The organism is Pseudomonas cedrina subsp. cedrina (assembly GCF_001983175.1).
GTDB classification, from domain to species: Bacteria; Pseudomonadota; Gammaproteobacteria; order Pseudomonadales; family Pseudomonadaceae; genus Aquipseudomonas; species Aquipseudomonas cedrina.
In genome coordinates this window covers 467,839-483,782 of the sequence record NZ_MNPW01000004.1, presented here as the reverse complement: position 1 = coordinate 483,782, position 15,944 = coordinate 467,839, and the positions used below count along the sequence as shown (strand labels likewise).

Genomic DNA, 15,944 nt, shown 5'->3' with positions numbered 1-15,944 from the left:
ACCAACGTTCGCGCCGTGAATCGATGGGCATCAGGCCAGGCCATGGCCAAGCGTGAGTAAATGTTTCAGAAAACCACCCTCCCCCCGCAAAACCGACGCAGCCTGGCCTGCTGGCGCCCCGACGCATTGCAAAAGGTCTCAGCGCCAGTGTACAAATGGCCCGTTGCTGTCTGGAAATCGTCTTCAAACGCGCTCCGGCGCCCTCCTTGAACACCCTTAAAAACCGTAGCCTATTGGAAACACGCGACATTTAATGTCAATATCGCGCCTTCCCCTATTTCGTCGCCCCGTGCGGCTTTCGCCGCAGGTCTCGCCCGTTGTCACAATAAACAAGGCTTTGAGTATCTGCGGTCTGTTGCAAAAGGTAGTTAATGATGAGCGCAAGGCACTTTCTCTCCCTGATGGATTGCACGCCCGAAGAGCTGGTCAGCGTGATCCGTCGAGGCATTGAGCTTAAAGACCTGCGTAACCGCGGCGTACTGTTCGAGCCTTTGAAAAACCGCGTACTCGGGATGATTTTCGAGAAGTCCTCGACCCGCACCCGCGTGTCTTTCGAGGCCGGCATGATCCAGCTGGGTGGCCAAGCCATCTTCCTGTCCTCGCGCGACACCCAGCTGGGCCGTGGTGAACCGATCGCCGACAGCGCCAAGGTGATGTCGAGCATGCTCGATGCGGTGATGATCCGAACCTTCGCCCACAGCACCGTGACCGAATTTTCCGCCAATTCCAGGGTACCGGTGATCAACGGCCTGTCCGATGACCTGCACCCGTGCCAGTTGCTGGCCGACATGCAAACCTTCCTTGAGCACCGTGGTTCGATCCAGGGCAAGACCGTGGCCTGGATCGGCGACGGCAACAACATGTGCAACAGCTATATAGAAGCGGCGATCCAGTTCGACTTCCATTTGCGCATCGCCTGCCCCGAAGGCTTCGAACCCAATGCTGAATTCCTGGCCAAGGCGGACGGCCGCGTGCAACTGCTGCGCGATCCGAAAGACGCAGTGGTCGGCGCGCATCTGGTGAGCACCGACGTCTGGACCTCCATGGGCCAGGAAGAGGAGACCGCCACGCGCCTGGCCCGGTTCGCGCCCTATCAGGTGAATCGCGCGCTGCTCGACCTGGCCGCCCCGGATGTGTTGTTCATGCATTGCCTGCCGGCGCACCGCGGCGAAGAAATCAGCCTCGACCTGCTGGACGACCCACGTTCGGTCGCGTGGGATCAGGCTGAAAACCGCCTGCACGCGCAGAAAGCGCTGCTTGAATTCCTCGTTCCACCGTCGTACCACCACGCATGAGCCAGCCACTACTGCTGAACCTGCGCAACCTGGCATGCGGCTATCAAGACCAGCGAGTGGTGCAGAACCTCAACCTGCACCTCAATGCCGGCGACATCGGCTGCCTGCTCGGCTCTTCCGGCTGCGGCAAGACCACCACACTCCGGGCAATTGCCGGGTTCGAACCGGTGCACGAAGGTGAAATAAGCCTGGCCGGTGAAGTGATCTCCAGTGCCGGATTCACCTTGGCACCCGAGAAACGCCGCATAGGCATGGTGTTCCAGGACTACGCGCTGTTTCCGCACTTGAGCGTGGCCGACAACATTGCGTTCGGTATTCGCAAGCACCCGCAAAAAAACCGTGTGGTTGCAGAATTGCTCGAGCTGGTGAACCTGAACAGCCTGGGCAAACGCTTCCCCCATGAACTCTCCGGCGGCCAGCAACAACGCGTCGCCCTCGCCCGCGCCTTGGCGCCCGAGCCTGCGCTGTTGCTGCTGGATGAACCGTTTTCCAACCTGGACGGCGAGTTGCGCCGCAAGCTCAGCCACGAAGTACGCGATATCCTCAAGGCACGGGGCACCAGCGCTATCCTGGTGACCCATGACCAGGAAGAAGCCTTCGCAGTCAGCGACCAGGTCGGTGTTTTCAAGGAGGGCCGGCTTGAACAGTGGGACACGCCCTACAATCTCTATCACGAACCGCAGACGCCTTACGTCGCCAGCTTTATCGGCCAGGGCTACTTCATCCGCGGGCAATTGAGCTCGCCTGAATCGGTCAGCACCGAACTGGGTGAGCTGCGCGGCAACCGCGCCTATACCTGGCCGACGGGTGGCGCGGTGGACGTGCTGCTGCGCCCTGACGACATCGTCTACGCGCCGGACAGCGCGTTGAAAGCACGGATTGTCGGCAAGACATTCCTCGGTGCGTCGACCTTGTACCGCCTGCAATTGCCGACGGGCGCCCAGCTGGAGTCGATTTTTCCCAGCCATGCAGACCATCAGGTCGGGGCCCAGGTGGGGATTCGGGTTGCAGCGGAACATCTGGTGTTGTTCCAGGCGTCGGGCAGCATGGCGGCGCAAATCCCGCAGGCCGAATCAGGCGTGCGGCGTTACAGTCCAGCTCACTGACGAAACCCAATCAGAATGTGGGAGCTGGCTTGCCTGCTCTCACATTGGAACTTCTTTGGCTTCGAAAGTGAGGCTCACGCCCGACCAATCGGTGCAAACTTGGCCTGGGTATGCTCCGCCAGCACCGCCGCCGGCAACTCGACTTCCAACCCCCTCCTCCCCGCACTCACAAAAATCGTCGCAAACGGCTGCGCCGTCACATCGATAAACGTGCGCAGGCGCTTCTTCTGCCCCAACGGGCTGATGCCGCCCAGCAGGTAGCCGGTCGAGCGCTGCGCCGCTGCCGGGTCGGCCATCTCGACTTTTTTCACCCCCGCGGCCTGTGCCAGAGCCTTCAAGTCCAGACTTCCGACGACCGGCACCACCGCCACCAATAATTCGCCTTTCTCGCTGCTGGCCAGCAAGGTCTTGAATACCTGCGCCGGGTCAAGCGCCAATTTTTCCGCGGCCTCCAGCCCATACGACGCCGCCTTCGGGTCATGTTCGTAACTGTGGATGCGATGTTCGGCGCGAACTTTTTTCAACAAGTCCAATGCAGGGGTCATGACGTCTCCGGGCGTGGCAAACAGATGGCCGATTCTAGGCCAAGCCCGCGTAAAACGCTCTAGTTCGCCCACTTTCAAGGTGCACGCGCAGCATGACAAATGTGATCATTCACGAGACCAATAGTTTGAAAGTGACTGGCAGTTCACTTTCGACCTTTGACAGCCGTCATTCTTGTCTATATTTTTTCGTTTCCGAATACTGTAGGAATAGACCTACAGCGCTCCAGCAGTAAGCCGCGTCCGGGATGGGGATCCTCGCCACGGTGAAAATCGCGCAACAGCCCGTTGAGGCCGTGCGCCAGACAAGAACAACAACTGAGGTTTTCCATGACAACTGCTCTTCAACAGCCTTCACTTTCGAGCCAATGCATGGCCGAGTTTCTGGGGACTGCGCTATTGATCTTCTTCGGTACGGGATGCGTTGCTGCGCTCAAGGTCGCGGGTGCCAGCTTTGGCTTGTGGGAAATCAGTATCATCTGGGGCGTCGGCGTCAGCATGGCGATCTACCTGAGCGCCGGCATTTCCGGGGCTCACCTCAACCCGGCCGTCAGCATCGCCCTGTGTCTTTTCGCCGACTTCGACAAACGCAAACTACCCTTCTATATCCTCGCCCAGATCGCCGGCGCCTTCTGCTCGGCCGCGCTGGTCTACACGCTCTACAGCAATCTTTTTTTCGATTACGAACAAACCCACCATATGGTGCGCGGCTCCCAGGCAAGCCTGGAGCTGGCGTCGGTGTTCTCCACCTACCCCCATGCGCTGCTGAGCACTGCCCAGGCGTTCCTGGTGGAAATGGTCATCACCGCGATCCTGATGGGTGTGATCATGGCCCTCACCGATGACAACAACGGCCTGCCACGCGGCCCGCTGGCCCCGCTGCTGATCGGCCTGCTGATCGCGGTGATCGGCAGCGCCATGGGCCCGCTGACCGGCTTTGCGATGAACCCGGCGCGGGATTTCGGCCCCAAGCTGATGACCTTTTTCGCGGGTTGGGGTGAAATGGCCTTTACCGGTGGCCGCGATATTCCCTACTTCCTGGTACCGATTTTCGCGCCGATCGTCGGCGCATGCCTGGGTGCTGCGGCCTATCGTGGGTTGATTGCCCGCCACCTGCCGAGCGCCGCACCTGCTATAGCTGAAGAAACACCTGACACGGCTGTCAACGGCAAGACGCGTATTTCCTGAAAACGCCAGCCTGGTCCCCTGCCCTTCGCGGCCCAGGCTGATTTCTGACTTCCTTATTTTCATGCAAGGCAATCGACATGACCGACCTTCAGAATAAGAACTACATCATTGCCCTTGACCAGGGCACCACCAGTTCGCGCGCGATCATCTTCGACCGTGACGCCAACGTGGTCTGCACCGCCCAGCGTGAATTCACCCAGCATTACCCGCAAGCCGGCTGGGTCGAGCATGACCCGATGGAAATCTTTGCCACCCAGAGCGCAGTGATGGTCGAGGCACTGGCCCAAGCTGGCCTGCACCATGACCAGGTTGCCGCCATCGGCATTACCAACCAGCGCGAAACCACGGTGGTTTGGGACAAGGTCACGGGCCGACCGATCTACAATGCGATCGTCTGGCAATGCCGACGCAGCACCGAGATCTGCCAGCAGCTCAAGCGCGACGGCCACGAGCAATACATCAACGACAGCACTGGCCTGGTGACCGACCCGTACTTTTCCGGGACCAAGCTCAAGTGGATCCTCGATCACGTCGAAGGCAGCCGCGAGCGTGCGCGAAACGGCGAGTTGCTGTTCGGCACCATCGACAGCTGGCTGATCTGGAAATTTACCGGCGGCAAGACCCACGTCACCGACTACACCAACGCCTCGCGCACCATGCTCTTCAACATCCACACCCTGGAGTGGGATGCGAAGATGCTGGAGATCCTCGACGTGCCGCGCGAAATGCTGCCCGAAGTGAAGTCCTCCTCGGAAATCTACGGCCGCACCAAGAGCGGCATTGCCATCGGTGGTATCGCCGGCGACCAACAGGCTGCGCTGTTCGGCCAGATGTGCGTCGAAGCCGGCCAGGCAAAAAATACCTACGGCACCGGCTGTTTCCTGTTGATGAACACCGGCGACAAGGCGGTGAAATCCAAGCACGGCATGCTCACCACCATCGCCTGCGGCCCGCGTGGCGAAGTGGCCTACGCCCTGGAAGGCGCCGTGTTCAACGGCGGTTCCACCGTGCAATGGCTGCGCGATGAGCTGAAAATCATCAATGACGCCCACGACACCGAATACTTCGCCGGCAAGGTCAAGGACAGCAACGGCGTCTACCTGGTGCCAGCCTTCACCGGCCTGGGCGCGCCTTACTGGGACCCGTATGCCCGTGGCGCGCTGTTCGGCCTGACCCGTGGCGTACGCGTGGACCACATCATTCGTGCAGCCCTGGAGTCGATTGCCTACCAGACCCGCGACGTGCTCGACGCCATGCAACAGGACTCGGGCGAACGCCTCAAGTCGCTGCGTGTGGACGGCGGCGCGGTGGCCAACAACTTCCTGATGCAATTCCAGGCCGATATCCTCGGCACACAGGTCGAGCGCCCGCAAATGCGCGAGACCACGGCATTGGGCGCGGCGTACCTGGCGGGCCTGGCCTGCGGTTTCTGGAGCAGCCTGGACGAATTGCGCGGCAAGGCGGTGATCGAGCGCGAATTCGAACCGCAGTTGGACGAAGTCGCCAAGGAGAAGCTCTACGCCGGCTGGCAAAAAGCGGTGAGCCGTACCCGTGACTGGGAGCCCCACGAAGGCGCTGAATAAGCCAGGCGTCACAACCCATATGGGGTTGTAACTGGCAGGGAGCGGATTCCTGCGTCATCATGGGCCACTTTTGTATGGCAGCCCAAAGGACGCCCCATGAATCTGCCTCCCCGCCAACAACAAATCCTCGAGCTGGTCCGCGAACGCGGCTATGTCAGTATCGAGGAAATGGCGCAGCTGTTCGTTGTCACCCCGCAAACCATCCGCCGCGATATCAACCAGTTGGCGGACGCCAATCTGCTGCGCCGCTACCACGGCGGCGCGGCCTATGACTCCAGTGTCGAAAACACCGCGTACGCCATGCGTGCCGACCAGATGCGCGACGAAAAACAGCGCATCGGCGAAGCCATCGCCGCGCAGATCCCCGATCACGCCTCGCTGTTCATCAATATCGGCACCACCACCGAATCCATCGCGCGTGCGTTGCTCAATCACAACCACCTGAAAATCATCACCAACAACCTCAACGTGGCTACCATGCTCAGCGCCAAGGACGACTTCGACGTGCTGCTCACAGGCGGTAATGTGCGACGCGACGGCGGTGTGGTGGGCCAGGCGAGTGTCGACTTCATCAACCAGTTCAAGGTCGATTTTGCCCTGGTGGGTATCAGCGGGATCGACGAAGACGGCAGCCTGCTGGACTTTGATTACCAGGAAGTGCGGGTTTCCCAGGCGATCATCGCCAATGCGCGCAAGGTGATCCTGGCCGCGGACTCCAGCAAATTCGGGCGCAATGCCATGATCCGCCTCGGGCCGATCAGCCTGGTGGACTGCCTGGTGACCGATCAGCAGCCGGTGCCGGCGTTGGTGCAGTTGTTGAGTGAGCATAAGGTGAGGCTGGAGGTCGTCTAGCGTCTGCACCGCCGCCATCGCGGGCAAGCCCGCTCCCACATTTGATCGAGTTCCGGCATGGGAATGCGGCCACCTGTGGGAGCGGGCTTGCCCGCGAAGGCGATCCATCCAGCACTCATTCTCTCGAGCCTGGCCCAGGCTCACGTTCACAAATTTTCCTTTCCCCCTCCTTCGATGAGTTTTTTCAATCGAACTCGACTGGCTGTGCCCGCGTTTATCAGCTACCATTTTCGCAAATGAACATTAATGTTCGAATTCCAATACGAAAAGATCGAGAGGCCAGCCGATGAACCCTTCTACCTTGCCTGCTCCACCGCTTGCCGAAGTCTATGACGTTGCCGTAATCGGCGGCGGGATCAACGGCGTCGGCATTGCAGCAGACGCAGCCGGGCGCGGTTTGTCGGTATTCCTTTGCGAAAAGGACGACCTGGCCAGCCACACGTCTTCCGCCAGTAGCAAACTGATTCACGGCGGCCTGCGCTACCTTGAACACTACGAATTCCGCCTGGTGCGTGAAGCGCTGGCTGAACGTGAAGTGTTGCTGGCCAAGGCGCCGCATATCGTCAAGCAGATGCGCTTCGTCCTGCCGCACCGCCCGCACCTGCGTCCGGCCTGGATGATCCGCGCCGGCCTGTTCCTGTATGACAACCTGGGCAAGCGCGAAAAGCTGGCCGGTTCGAAAAGCCTCAAGTTCGGCCCGGACAGCCCGTTGAAAAGCGAAATCACCAAAGGCTTCGAATATTCCGATTGCTGGGTCGATGACGCCCGCCTCGTCGTATTGAACGCCATGGCCGCCCGCGAAAAAGGCGCACACATCCACACCCAGACCCGTTGCGTCAGTGCCCACCGCAGCAAAGGCCTGTGGGAAATGAACATGGAACGCGCCGATGGCAGCCTGTTCTCGATCCGTGCCCGTGCGCTGGTAAACGCCGCAGGCCCGTGGGTCGCCAAATTCATCAAGGACGACCTGAAGCTGGACTCGCCCTACGGCATCCGCCTGATCCAGGGCAGCCACCTGATCGTGCCCAAACTTTACGAAGGTGCGCATGCGCACATCCTGCAGAACGAAGACCAGCGCATCGTTTTCACCATTCCGTACCTGAACCACTTGACCATCATCGGCACCACCGACCGCGAGTACACCGGCGACCCGGCTGCAGTTGCGATCACCGAAGGCGAAACCGACTACATGCTCAAAGTGGTCAATGCGCATTTCAAGAAACAAGTGAGTCGCGACGACATCGTCCACACCTACTCCGGTGTGCGCCCGTTGTGCAATGACGAGTCGGACAACCCGTCGGCCATTACCCGCGACTACACCCTGGCCTTGTCGGGCGGCACGGGCGAGGCGCCGATCCTGTCGGTGTTCGGCGGCAAGTTGACCACGTACCGCAAGCTTGCCGAATCGGCCATGGCGCAACTGGCGCCGTACTTCACCCAGATGCGCCCGAGCTGGACCGCCAAGGCCAGCCTGCCGGGCGGCGAAGACATGACGACGCCAGAAGCCCTGGCCGAAGCCATTCGCAGCAAATTCGACTGGGTGCCGAGCGAGATCGCCCGCCGTTGGTCCACCACCTACGGCAGCCGCACCTGGCGCCTGCTGGAAGGCGTGCAATCCCTGGCCGACCTGGGCGAGCACCTGGGTGGTGGCCTGTACACCCGCGAAGTCGACTACCTGTGCGCCGAAGAGTGGGCGACCCAAGCTCAGGACGTGCTGTGGCGCCGCACCAAGCTCGGCCTGTTCACCACCGCGCAGGAGCAGGAAAGCGTGCAACGTTACCTGTCCAAGGTCGAGCAGAACCGCAGCAAGACCCAGGCTGCCTGACACACCCGTAATCCTGTAGGAGCGAGCTTGCTCGCGAAAAACCTGAGAACGCCGCGTTTATTCAGCATGAACGCGGCGTTTTGCGTTTTTCGCGAGCAAGCTCGCTCCTACAGGCCCATTCGGTTTTCCGAACGCCACACGACAACCTATTCGGTTTGCCGGACCCAAGGCTTAAAAATAACTCGTCATATAAACTTAATCCCCAACTAAATCATGCAGTTAATCTTTTACTGCTGGTATGGCACGACTCATGCTCTACACTCTTGGACGATTGCCTGGGACGCCTCAGGAGCCGTCACGGGCATTCGCTGTACAAGAGAGCCGTTTAGCTGGCTTCATAAAAAAAACAAATGTCGAGGAAGTATTGATGCGCATCGTTCCCCATATTCTGGGCGCAGCTATCGCTGCCGCTCTGATCACCACTCCAGTGTTCGCCGCTGAACTCACCGGCACCCTGAAGAAGATCAACGACTCCGGCACCATCACTCTCGCTCACCGCGACAGCTCCATCCCGTTTTCCTACATCGCGGACGGTTCGGGCAAACCCGTGGGCTACTCCCATGACATTCAGCTGGCTATCGTTGAAGCCCTGAAAAAAGACCTGAACAAACCCGACCTGAAGACCAAGTACAACCTGGTCACCTCGCAAACCCGTATTCCGCTGATCCAGAACGGCACCGCGGACCTCGAGTGCGGCTCCACCACCAACAATGCCGAACGCGCCCAGCAAGTCGACTTCACCACCAACATCTTCGAAATCGGCACTCGCCTGCTGGTCAAGAAAGACAAGGAAGGCAAGCCGTCCTACGCCGACTTCGCCGACCTCAAAGGCAAGAACGTCGTGACCACCGCCGGCACCACGTCCGAGCGCATCATCAAGGCGATGAACGCCGACAAGCAGATGGGCATGAACGTCATCTCCGCCAAAGACCACGGCGAATCCTTCCAGATGCTCGAAAGCGGCCGCGCGGTTGCCTTCATGATGGATGACGCCCTGCTCGCCGGTGAAGAAGCCAAGGCCAAGAAGCCGGACGATTGGGTCATCACCGGTACGCCGCAGTCCTTCGAAGCCTATGCCTGCATGGTTCGCAAAGGCGATCCGGACTTCAAGAAAGCCGTGGATAACGCCATCGTCGGTCTGTACAAGTCCGGCGAGATCAACAAGATCTACGCCAAATGGTTCGAAAGCCCGATCCCGCCAAAAGGCCTGAACCTGAACTTCCCGATGAGTGAAAAGGTGAAGGAGCTGATCGCCAACCCAAGCGACAAACCAGCGCCTGACGTAAAAATCTGATACCTGACTAAGCTTATCGCCTGAGGGAGCCAAACCTCCCTCAGGCGTCTGTTACTACCTGCTGGTTTTATTTTGGAACACTCGACCTGGCGGTTTTCGAGCCGATCGCGTGTGCCTGGCGTTCATCGCCGGGCGGGAATGGACTTTCCCCAAGCGGGTGCTTGTACATCGATCGATTTCGGGGGAGACCCTAATGAATTACAACTGGGACTGGGGCGTATTCTTCAAGTCCACCGGCGTTGGCAGCGAGACGTATCTCGACTGGTACATCGCCGGTTTGGGCTGGACTATCGCCATCGCTGTCGTGGCGTGGATCATCGCCTTGCTGCTGGGGTCCGTCCTGGGCGTCATGCGCACGGTGCCGAACCGCCTCGTGGCGGGCATCGCGACCTGCTACGTCGAACTGTTTCGCAATGTGCCGCTGCTGGTTCAGCTGTTCATCTGGTACTTCCTGATACCCGACCTGCTGCCCCAAGGCCTGCAAGACTGGTACAAACAGGACCTGAACCCGACGACGTCCGCCTACCTGAGCGTTGTCGTGTGCCTGGGCCTGTTCACCGCCGCCCGCGTCTGCGAACAGGTGCGCACCGGCATCCAGGCGCTGCCAACCGGCCAGGAAGCCGCCGCGCGCGCCATGGGCTTCAAGCTGCCGCAGATCTACTGGAACGTGCTGCTGCCCCAGGCCTACCGGATCATCATTCCGCCGCTCACCTCGGAATTCCTCAACGTCTTCAAGAACTCCTCCGTGGCGTCCCTGATCGGCCTGATGGAACTGCTGGCGCAAACCAAGCAGACCGCCGAGTTCTCGGCCAACCTGTTCGAGGCCTTCACCCTGGCCACGCTGATCTACTTCACCCTGAACATGAGCCTGATGCTGCTGATGCGCATGGTCGAGAAGAAAGTCGCGGTGCCCGGCCTGATCTCCCTGGGGGGTAAATAATGGAATTCGATTTCAGCGGCATCATCCCCGCCATCCCCGGCCTGTGGAACGGCATGGTCATGACCCTGCAGTTGATGGTCATGGGCGTGGTCGGCGGCATCATCCTGGGCACGATTCTCGCGCTGATGCGCCTGTCGTCCAACAAGCTGCTGTCGCGCGTGGCCGGCGCCTACGTGAACTACTTCCGCTCGATCCCGCTGCTGCTGGTGATCACCTGGTTCTACCTGGCGGTACCGTTCGTGCTGCGCTGGATCACAGGCGAAGACACCCCGATCGGTGCGTTCACCTCCTGCGTCGTGGCCTTCATGATGTTCGAAGCCGCGTACTTCTGCGAAATCGTGCGGGCCGGCGTGCAGTCGATCCCCAAGGGCCAGATGGCGGCGGCACAGGCCATGGGCATGACCTACGGCCAGACCATGCGCCTGATCATCCTGCCCCAGGCGTTCCGCAAGATGACGCCGTTGCTGCTGCAGCAGTCGATCATCCTGTTCCAGGACACCTCGCTGGTTTACACCGTGGGCCTGGTGGACTTCCTCAACTCCGCCCGTTCCAACGGCGACATCATCGGCCGCTCCAACGAGTTCCTGATCTTCGCCGGTGTCGTCTACTTCATCATCAGCTTTTCCGCCTCGCTGCTGGTCAAGCGTCTGCAAAAAAGGTTTGCCGTATGATCTCTATCAAGAACATCAACAAATGGTATGGCGACTTCCAGGTGCTGACCGATTGCAGCACCGAGGTTAAAAAAGGCGAAGTGATCGTGGTGTGCGGGCCGTCCGGCTCGGGCAAATCCACCCTGATCAAATGCGTCAACGCACTGGAACCGTTCCAGAAGGGCGACGTTATCGTGGACGGCACCTCGATTGCCGACCCGAAGACCAACCTGCCGCAACTGCGTTCACGCGTGGGCATGGTGTTCCAGCACTTCGAACTGTTCCCGCACCTGACCATCACCGAAAACCTGACCATCGCGCAGATCAAGGTGCTCGGCCGCAGCAAGGAAGAAGCCACCAAGAAGGGCCTGCAACTGCTCGAGCGCGTGGGCCTGTCGGCGCACGCCCACAAGCACCCGGGCCAGCTCTCCGGCGGCCAGCAACAGCGTGTGGCAATCGCCCGCGCCCTGGCCATGGACCCGATCGTCATGCTGTTCGACGAACCGACCTCGGCGCTCGACCCGGAAATGGTCAACGAAGTACTGGACGTGATGGTGCAGCTGGCTCAGGAAGGCATGACCATGATGTGCGTGACCCACGAAATGGGCTTCGCCCGCAAAGTGGCCGACCGCGTGATCTTCATGGACGCCGGCAAGATCATCGAAGACTGCCCGAAAGAAGAGTTCTTCGGCGACATCAGCGCCCGCTCCGAACGCGCGCAGCACTTCCTTGAGAAAATCCTGCAGCACTAAGTACTACAGCGCTTCCACTGTAGAAACCGGATCCATTGTGGGAGCGGGCTTGCTGTGGCGAGCGGGCTTGCCCCGCGTTGGGCTGCGCAGCGGCCCCAAAACCAGCGACCGAGGATTGCCTGACACACTGCATTCCTCATTACTGGGGCCGCTACGCAGCCCAACGCGGGGCAAGCCCGCTCGCCACAATAACCCCGCTCGCCACTGGACAAGCACCATCAGCACAACTGGTTGACCCAAGGCATCTGTGATGAAATGCGACCCCAACCAATTTCGCGCCGCACCGCCATCACTTGCCGTGAAACCACGCCTGATTCGCCAACTGTTCCTGCCACCGTTGATCATCGCCCTGATGATCGGCCTGGGTTACATCGGCTTCTGGATCAGCGAGTACTACGGCATTCGCACCCTCAGCGACACCGGCGAACGCCAGCTGGAGTTGCACGCCCGTACCGTCGAAAGTGAACTGAGCAAATACACCTACCTGCCCAGCCTGCTGGAACTTGAATCCAGCGTATCCACGCTGTTGGCCGACCCCAACCAGGAAACCCGCAAAACCGTCAACGATTACCTCGAAGGCCTCAACCGACGCAGTCGCAGCCGCGCCATCTACGTGATGGACACCACCGGCCGCGTACTCGCCACCAGTAACTGGCGCGATGCCGACAGTTACCAAGGCGAAGACCTGTCCTTTCGCGCCTATTTCCAGAACGCCGTGCGCGGCCAGCCCGGACGTTTCTACGGCATCGGCAGCACCAATGGCGAACCCGGCTACTACCTGGCCCATGGCCTGGAAGAACACGGCAAAATCATCGGTGTCGCCGTGGTCAAAGTGCGCCTCGAAGCTCTGGAAGAACGCTGGCAACGCGCGCGCCTCGAAGCCTTCGTCAGCGACGAGAACGGCATCATCATCCTCTCCAGCGACCCGGCCCGCCGCCTCAAGGCCGTGCGCCCGCTGAGCGATGAAACCAAGGACCGCCTGGCCCACAGCCTGCAATATTACTGGGCGACGCTGAACGCGCTGGAGCCCCTGGCCCGCGAACGCCTCAACGAAGGCACCGAGAAACTGACCTTCCCGGCCAATAGCGAAGTGGTCAATGACGAGCACGCCGTCAGTTACCTGGCGCAAACCCGCCCGCTCAACGACACACCGTGGAATTTCACCCTGCTCACCCCGCTCAACGACCTGCGCCGCGCCGCCATCAACCAGGGCATCCTGGTGGCGGTGGCGTTTGGCCTGGTGGCGTTTTTGCTGATTGCCTGGAACGAAAGGCGCAAGGTCATCGCCACCCGCCTTGCCGCACGGGAAGCCCTGCAGGAAGCCAACAGCCAGCTGGAGCGACGGATCGCCGAACGCACCGCCGACCTGCGCGCCAGCAACGAACGGCTCAAAGGCCAGATCCGCGAGCGGCGCCAGGCCGAAGAAACCCTGCGCCGCGCCCAGGATGAACTGGTGCAGGCCGGCAAGCTGGCGGCCATCGGCCAGATGTCCACCAGCATCGCTCACGAACTGAACCAGCCGCTGGCGGCACTGCGCACCTTGTCCGGCAATACCGTGCGCTTCCTGGAGCGCGGCGCGCTGGACACCGCCAGCGCCAACCTCAAGACCATCAACGAACTGATCGACCGCATGGGCCGCATCACCGCCAGCCTGCGCTCCTTTGCAAGGCGCGGCGACGACCAGGGCGAAGCCAGCCTCGCCAAGGCCGTGGACGCCGCGTTCCAGGTACTCGGCGCACGCCTGGACAGCCTGCCGCTGACCCTGCACCGTGGCTTCACCAACGCCCAATTGCAGATTGACCAGACGCGCCTGGAGCAGATCCTGGTCAACCTGATCGGCAATGCCCTTGACGCCATGCAAGCCCAGCCGGCCCCCGAGCTGTGGCTGGACGGCAGCAGCGCCGACGGTAAATACCGCCTGCAGGTGCGCGACAATGGTCACGGCATCGACCCCGAGGCACGCAAACATTTGTTCGAACCGTTCTTCACCACCAAACCCGGCGAGCAAGGCCTGGGCCTGGGCCTTACCCTATCCGCCAGCCTGGCGGCGGCCACCGGCGGCAACCTCGTCGTGGAACACCCGGCCAGTGGCGGAACGGCCTTTGTCCTGTGCCTGCCCTTGGCGGGCGTTCAAAAAGCTGAGTCGACATGAATACAGACGCTACAGCCCTTAAAGACGACCTCACCGTACTGATCGTCGAAGACGACCCCCACGTGTTGCTCGGTTGCCAACAAGCCCTGGCCCTGGAAGATATTCCCAGCGTCGGCGTCGGCAGTGCCGAAGAGGCGTTGCAGCGCATCGGCGAGAACTTCGCCGGCATTGTGATCAGCGACATTCGCCTGCCGGGCATCGACGGCCTGGAGCTGCTCAACCGTCTCAAGGCCCTGGATAAAAGCCTGCCGGTGGTGCTGATCACCGGGCATGGCGATATCTCCATGGCGGTCGGTGCGATGCGCAATGGCGCCTACGATTTCATGGAAAAACCCTTCTCTCCCGAGCGCCTGGTGGACGTCGCGCGCCGCGCCCTGGAGCAGCGCGGGCTGGCGCGGGAAGTCTGGTCGCTGCGCCGCCAACTGGCCGAGCGCGATTCCCTGGAAGGCCGCATCATCGGCCGCTCGCCGGCCATGCAGCACCTGCGCGAGTTGATCGCCAACGTCGCCGACACCTCGGCCAACGTATTGATCGAAGGCGAGACCGGCACCGGCAAGGAACTGGTTGCGCGCTGCCTGCATGATTTCAGCCGCCGTCATGCCCACCAGTTCGTCGCGCTGAACTGCGGCGGCCTGCCGGAAAACCTGTTCGAAAGCGAGATTTTCGGCCATGAAGCCAACGCCTTCACCGGCGCCGGCAAGCGTCGCATCGGCAAGATCGAACACGCCCACGAAGGCACGCTGTTTCTCGATGAAGTGGAAAGCATGCCGATCAACCTACAGATCAAATTGCTGCGCGTCTTGCAGGAGCGCACCCTGGAACGCCTGGGATCGAACCAGAGCGTGGCGGTGGATTGCCGCGTGATCGCCGCCACCAAGTCCGACCTCGACGAACTGAGCCGCGCCAGTCAGTTCCGCAGCGACCTGTACTACCGCCTCAACGTGGTGACCCTGGAATTGCCGCCCCTGCGCGAGCGCCGCGAAGACATCCTGCAATTGTTCGAACACTTCCTGCAGCAGTCATCCCTGCGCTTCGACCGGGCGGTGCCGGAGCTGGACAACCAGACCCTGTCGAGCCTGATGAGCCACGACTGGCCGGGCAACGTGCGTGAGTTGCGCAACGTGGCCGAACGCTTCGCCCTCGGCCTGCCGGCCTTCAAGAAAAGCGGCGCCAGCAGTGGCAATCAAGGCCTGGCCTTCACCGAGGCGGTTGAGGCTTTCGAACGCAACCTGCTCAATGACGCCCTGCAACGCAGCGGCGGCAACCTGACCCAGGCCAGCCAGGAACTGGGCATGGCCAAGACCACCTTGTTCGACAAAGTCAAAAAATACGGGTTGAGTCACTGATGGATCTTTTCTTGAAGGCCGCCCTGGGCGCCGCCGTGGTATTGATTCTGGCGGCGCTGGCCAAGACCAAAAACTACTACATCGCGGGGTTGGTGCCGCTGTTTCCGACCTTTGCGTTGATCGCCCACTACATCGTCGGCAAGGGCCGTTCGGTGGAGGATCTTAAGACCACGATACTGTTCGGGATGTGGTCGATCATTCCGTATTTCGTGTATCTGGCGACGTTGTATGTGGTGGTGGATCGGATGCGCTTGGAGGCGTCGTTAGCCGTGGCGGCGGTAGCCTGGTTGATGGCTGCGACCGTGCTGGTAAGCATCTGGGTACGCGTTCATACCTGACACAACTCGATCAAACTGTGGGAGCTGGCTTGCCTGCGATTGCGGTATGTCTGTGCCAGATGAGTTGGCTGATACACCGCT

Annotated in this window: 14 protein-coding genes; 13 read left to right on the top strand and 1 reads right to left on the bottom strand. The window is 60.8% G+C overall.

The genetic code is table 11. The features are described from left to right. The first annotated feature begins 374 nt into the window (after nucleotides 1-374). Together argF and BLL36_RS10745 are read left to right on the top strand one after the other, a co-directional pair. On the top strand, nucleotides 375-1,295 hold the full coding sequence (gene argF, locus BLL36_RS10750; protein ID WP_076951405.1) for an ornithine carbamoyltransferase: 921 nt from the start codon (nucleotides 375-377) through the stop codon (nucleotides 1,293-1,295). Then, the gene (locus tag BLL36_RS10745) at nucleotides 1,292-2,401 is read left to right on the top strand and encodes an ABC transporter ATP-binding protein (protein WP_076951404.1); all 1,110 of its coding nucleotides are present in this window, start codon (nucleotides 1,292-1,294) and stop codon (nucleotides 2,399-2,401) included. The genes argF and BLL36_RS10745 overlap by 4 nt, the downstream gene beginning before the upstream one ends. Before the next feature lie 74 nt (nucleotides 2,402-2,475). Here the strand turns inward: BLL36_RS10745 and ybaK are convergent, their stop codons facing one another. Beyond that, complete coding sequence (gene ybaK, locus BLL36_RS10740; protein WP_076951403.1) at nucleotides 2,476-2,946, bottom strand: Cys-tRNA(Pro) deacylase; 471 nt, start codon at nucleotides 2,944-2,946, stop codon at nucleotides 2,476-2,478. A 327-nt stretch (nucleotides 2,947-3,273) separates the two neighbouring features. On the opposite strand from ybaK, the gene BLL36_RS10735 reads away from it, so the two are divergent. The 11 genes from BLL36_RS10735 (at nucleotide 3,274) to BLL36_RS10685 (ending at nucleotide 15,863) form a co-directional block, all read left to right on the top strand. Next, complete coding sequence (locus tag BLL36_RS10735) at nucleotides 3,274-4,131, top strand: MIP/aquaporin family protein (RefSeq protein ID WP_076951402.1); 858 nt, start codon at nucleotides 3,274-3,276, stop codon at nucleotides 4,129-4,131. 77 nt (nucleotides 4,132-4,208) lie between these two features. Beyond that, nucleotides 4,209-5,714 (top strand): glycerol kinase GlpK, encoded by a 1,506-nt coding sequence (gene glpK, locus BLL36_RS10730; RefSeq protein WP_076951401.1) that lies wholly within the window; start codon nucleotides 4,209-4,211, stop codon nucleotides 5,712-5,714. A gap of 96 nt (nucleotides 5,715-5,810) precedes the next feature. After that, nucleotides 5,811-6,566, top strand: a complete 756-nt coding sequence (locus BLL36_RS10725) for a DeoR/GlpR family transcriptional regulator (RefSeq protein ID WP_076951400.1) — start codon at nucleotides 5,811-5,813, stop codon at nucleotides 6,564-6,566. Nucleotides 6,567-6,852: 286 nt separating this feature from the next. Beyond that, entirely contained in the window at nucleotides 6,853-8,391 is a 1,539-nt protein-coding gene (gene glpD / locus BLL36_RS10720) for a glycerol-3-phosphate dehydrogenase (RefSeq protein WP_076951399.1), read from the top strand. A gap of 367 nt (nucleotides 8,392-8,758) precedes the next feature. Next, nucleotides 8,759-9,685: a glutamate/aspartate ABC transporter substrate-binding protein gene (locus tag BLL36_RS10715; protein WP_076951398.1), complete on the top strand. Its 927-nt coding sequence runs from the start codon at nucleotides 8,759-8,761 to the stop codon at nucleotides 9,683-9,685. A gap of 193 nt (nucleotides 9,686-9,878) precedes the next feature. Then, nucleotides 9,879-10,625: an amino acid ABC transporter permease gene (locus tag BLL36_RS10710; protein WP_076951397.1), complete on the top strand. Its 747-nt coding sequence runs from the start codon at nucleotides 9,879-9,881 to the stop codon at nucleotides 10,623-10,625. Further along, nucleotides 10,625-11,296 carry an amino acid ABC transporter permease gene (locus BLL36_RS10705; protein WP_076951396.1) on the top strand — a complete coding sequence of 224 codons (672 nt, stop codon included), beginning with the start codon at nucleotides 10,625-10,627 and terminating at the stop codon, nucleotides 11,294-11,296. The genes BLL36_RS10710 and BLL36_RS10705 overlap by 1 nt, the downstream gene beginning before the upstream one ends. Further along, the gene (locus BLL36_RS10700) at nucleotides 11,293-12,027 is read left to right on the top strand and encodes an amino acid ABC transporter ATP-binding protein (RefSeq protein WP_076951395.1); all 735 of its coding nucleotides are present in this window, start codon (nucleotides 11,293-11,295) and stop codon (nucleotides 12,025-12,027) included. Before BLL36_RS10705 ends, BLL36_RS10700 begins: the two co-directional genes overlap by 4 nt. A 250-nt stretch (nucleotides 12,028-12,277) precedes the next feature. Beyond that, a complete protein-coding gene (aauS, locus tag BLL36_RS10695) occupies nucleotides 12,278-14,179 on the top strand; it encodes a two-component sensor histidine kinase AauS (RefSeq protein WP_076951394.1) in 1,902 nt (633 codons plus the stop codon). Continuing rightward, nucleotides 14,176-15,525 (top strand): two-component response regulator AauR, encoded by a 1,350-nt coding sequence (gene aauR / locus BLL36_RS10690; protein WP_076951393.1) that lies wholly within the window; start codon nucleotides 14,176-14,178, stop codon nucleotides 15,523-15,525. Before aauS ends, aauR begins: the two co-directional genes overlap by 4 nt. Then, nucleotides 15,525-15,863, top strand: coding sequence for a GlpM family protein (locus tag BLL36_RS10685; protein ID WP_076951392.1), 339 nt, complete (start codon nucleotides 15,525-15,527; stop codon nucleotides 15,861-15,863). Before aauR ends, BLL36_RS10685 begins: the two co-directional genes overlap by 1 nt. The last annotated feature ends 81 nt before the right edge of the window (nucleotides 15,864-15,944 follow it).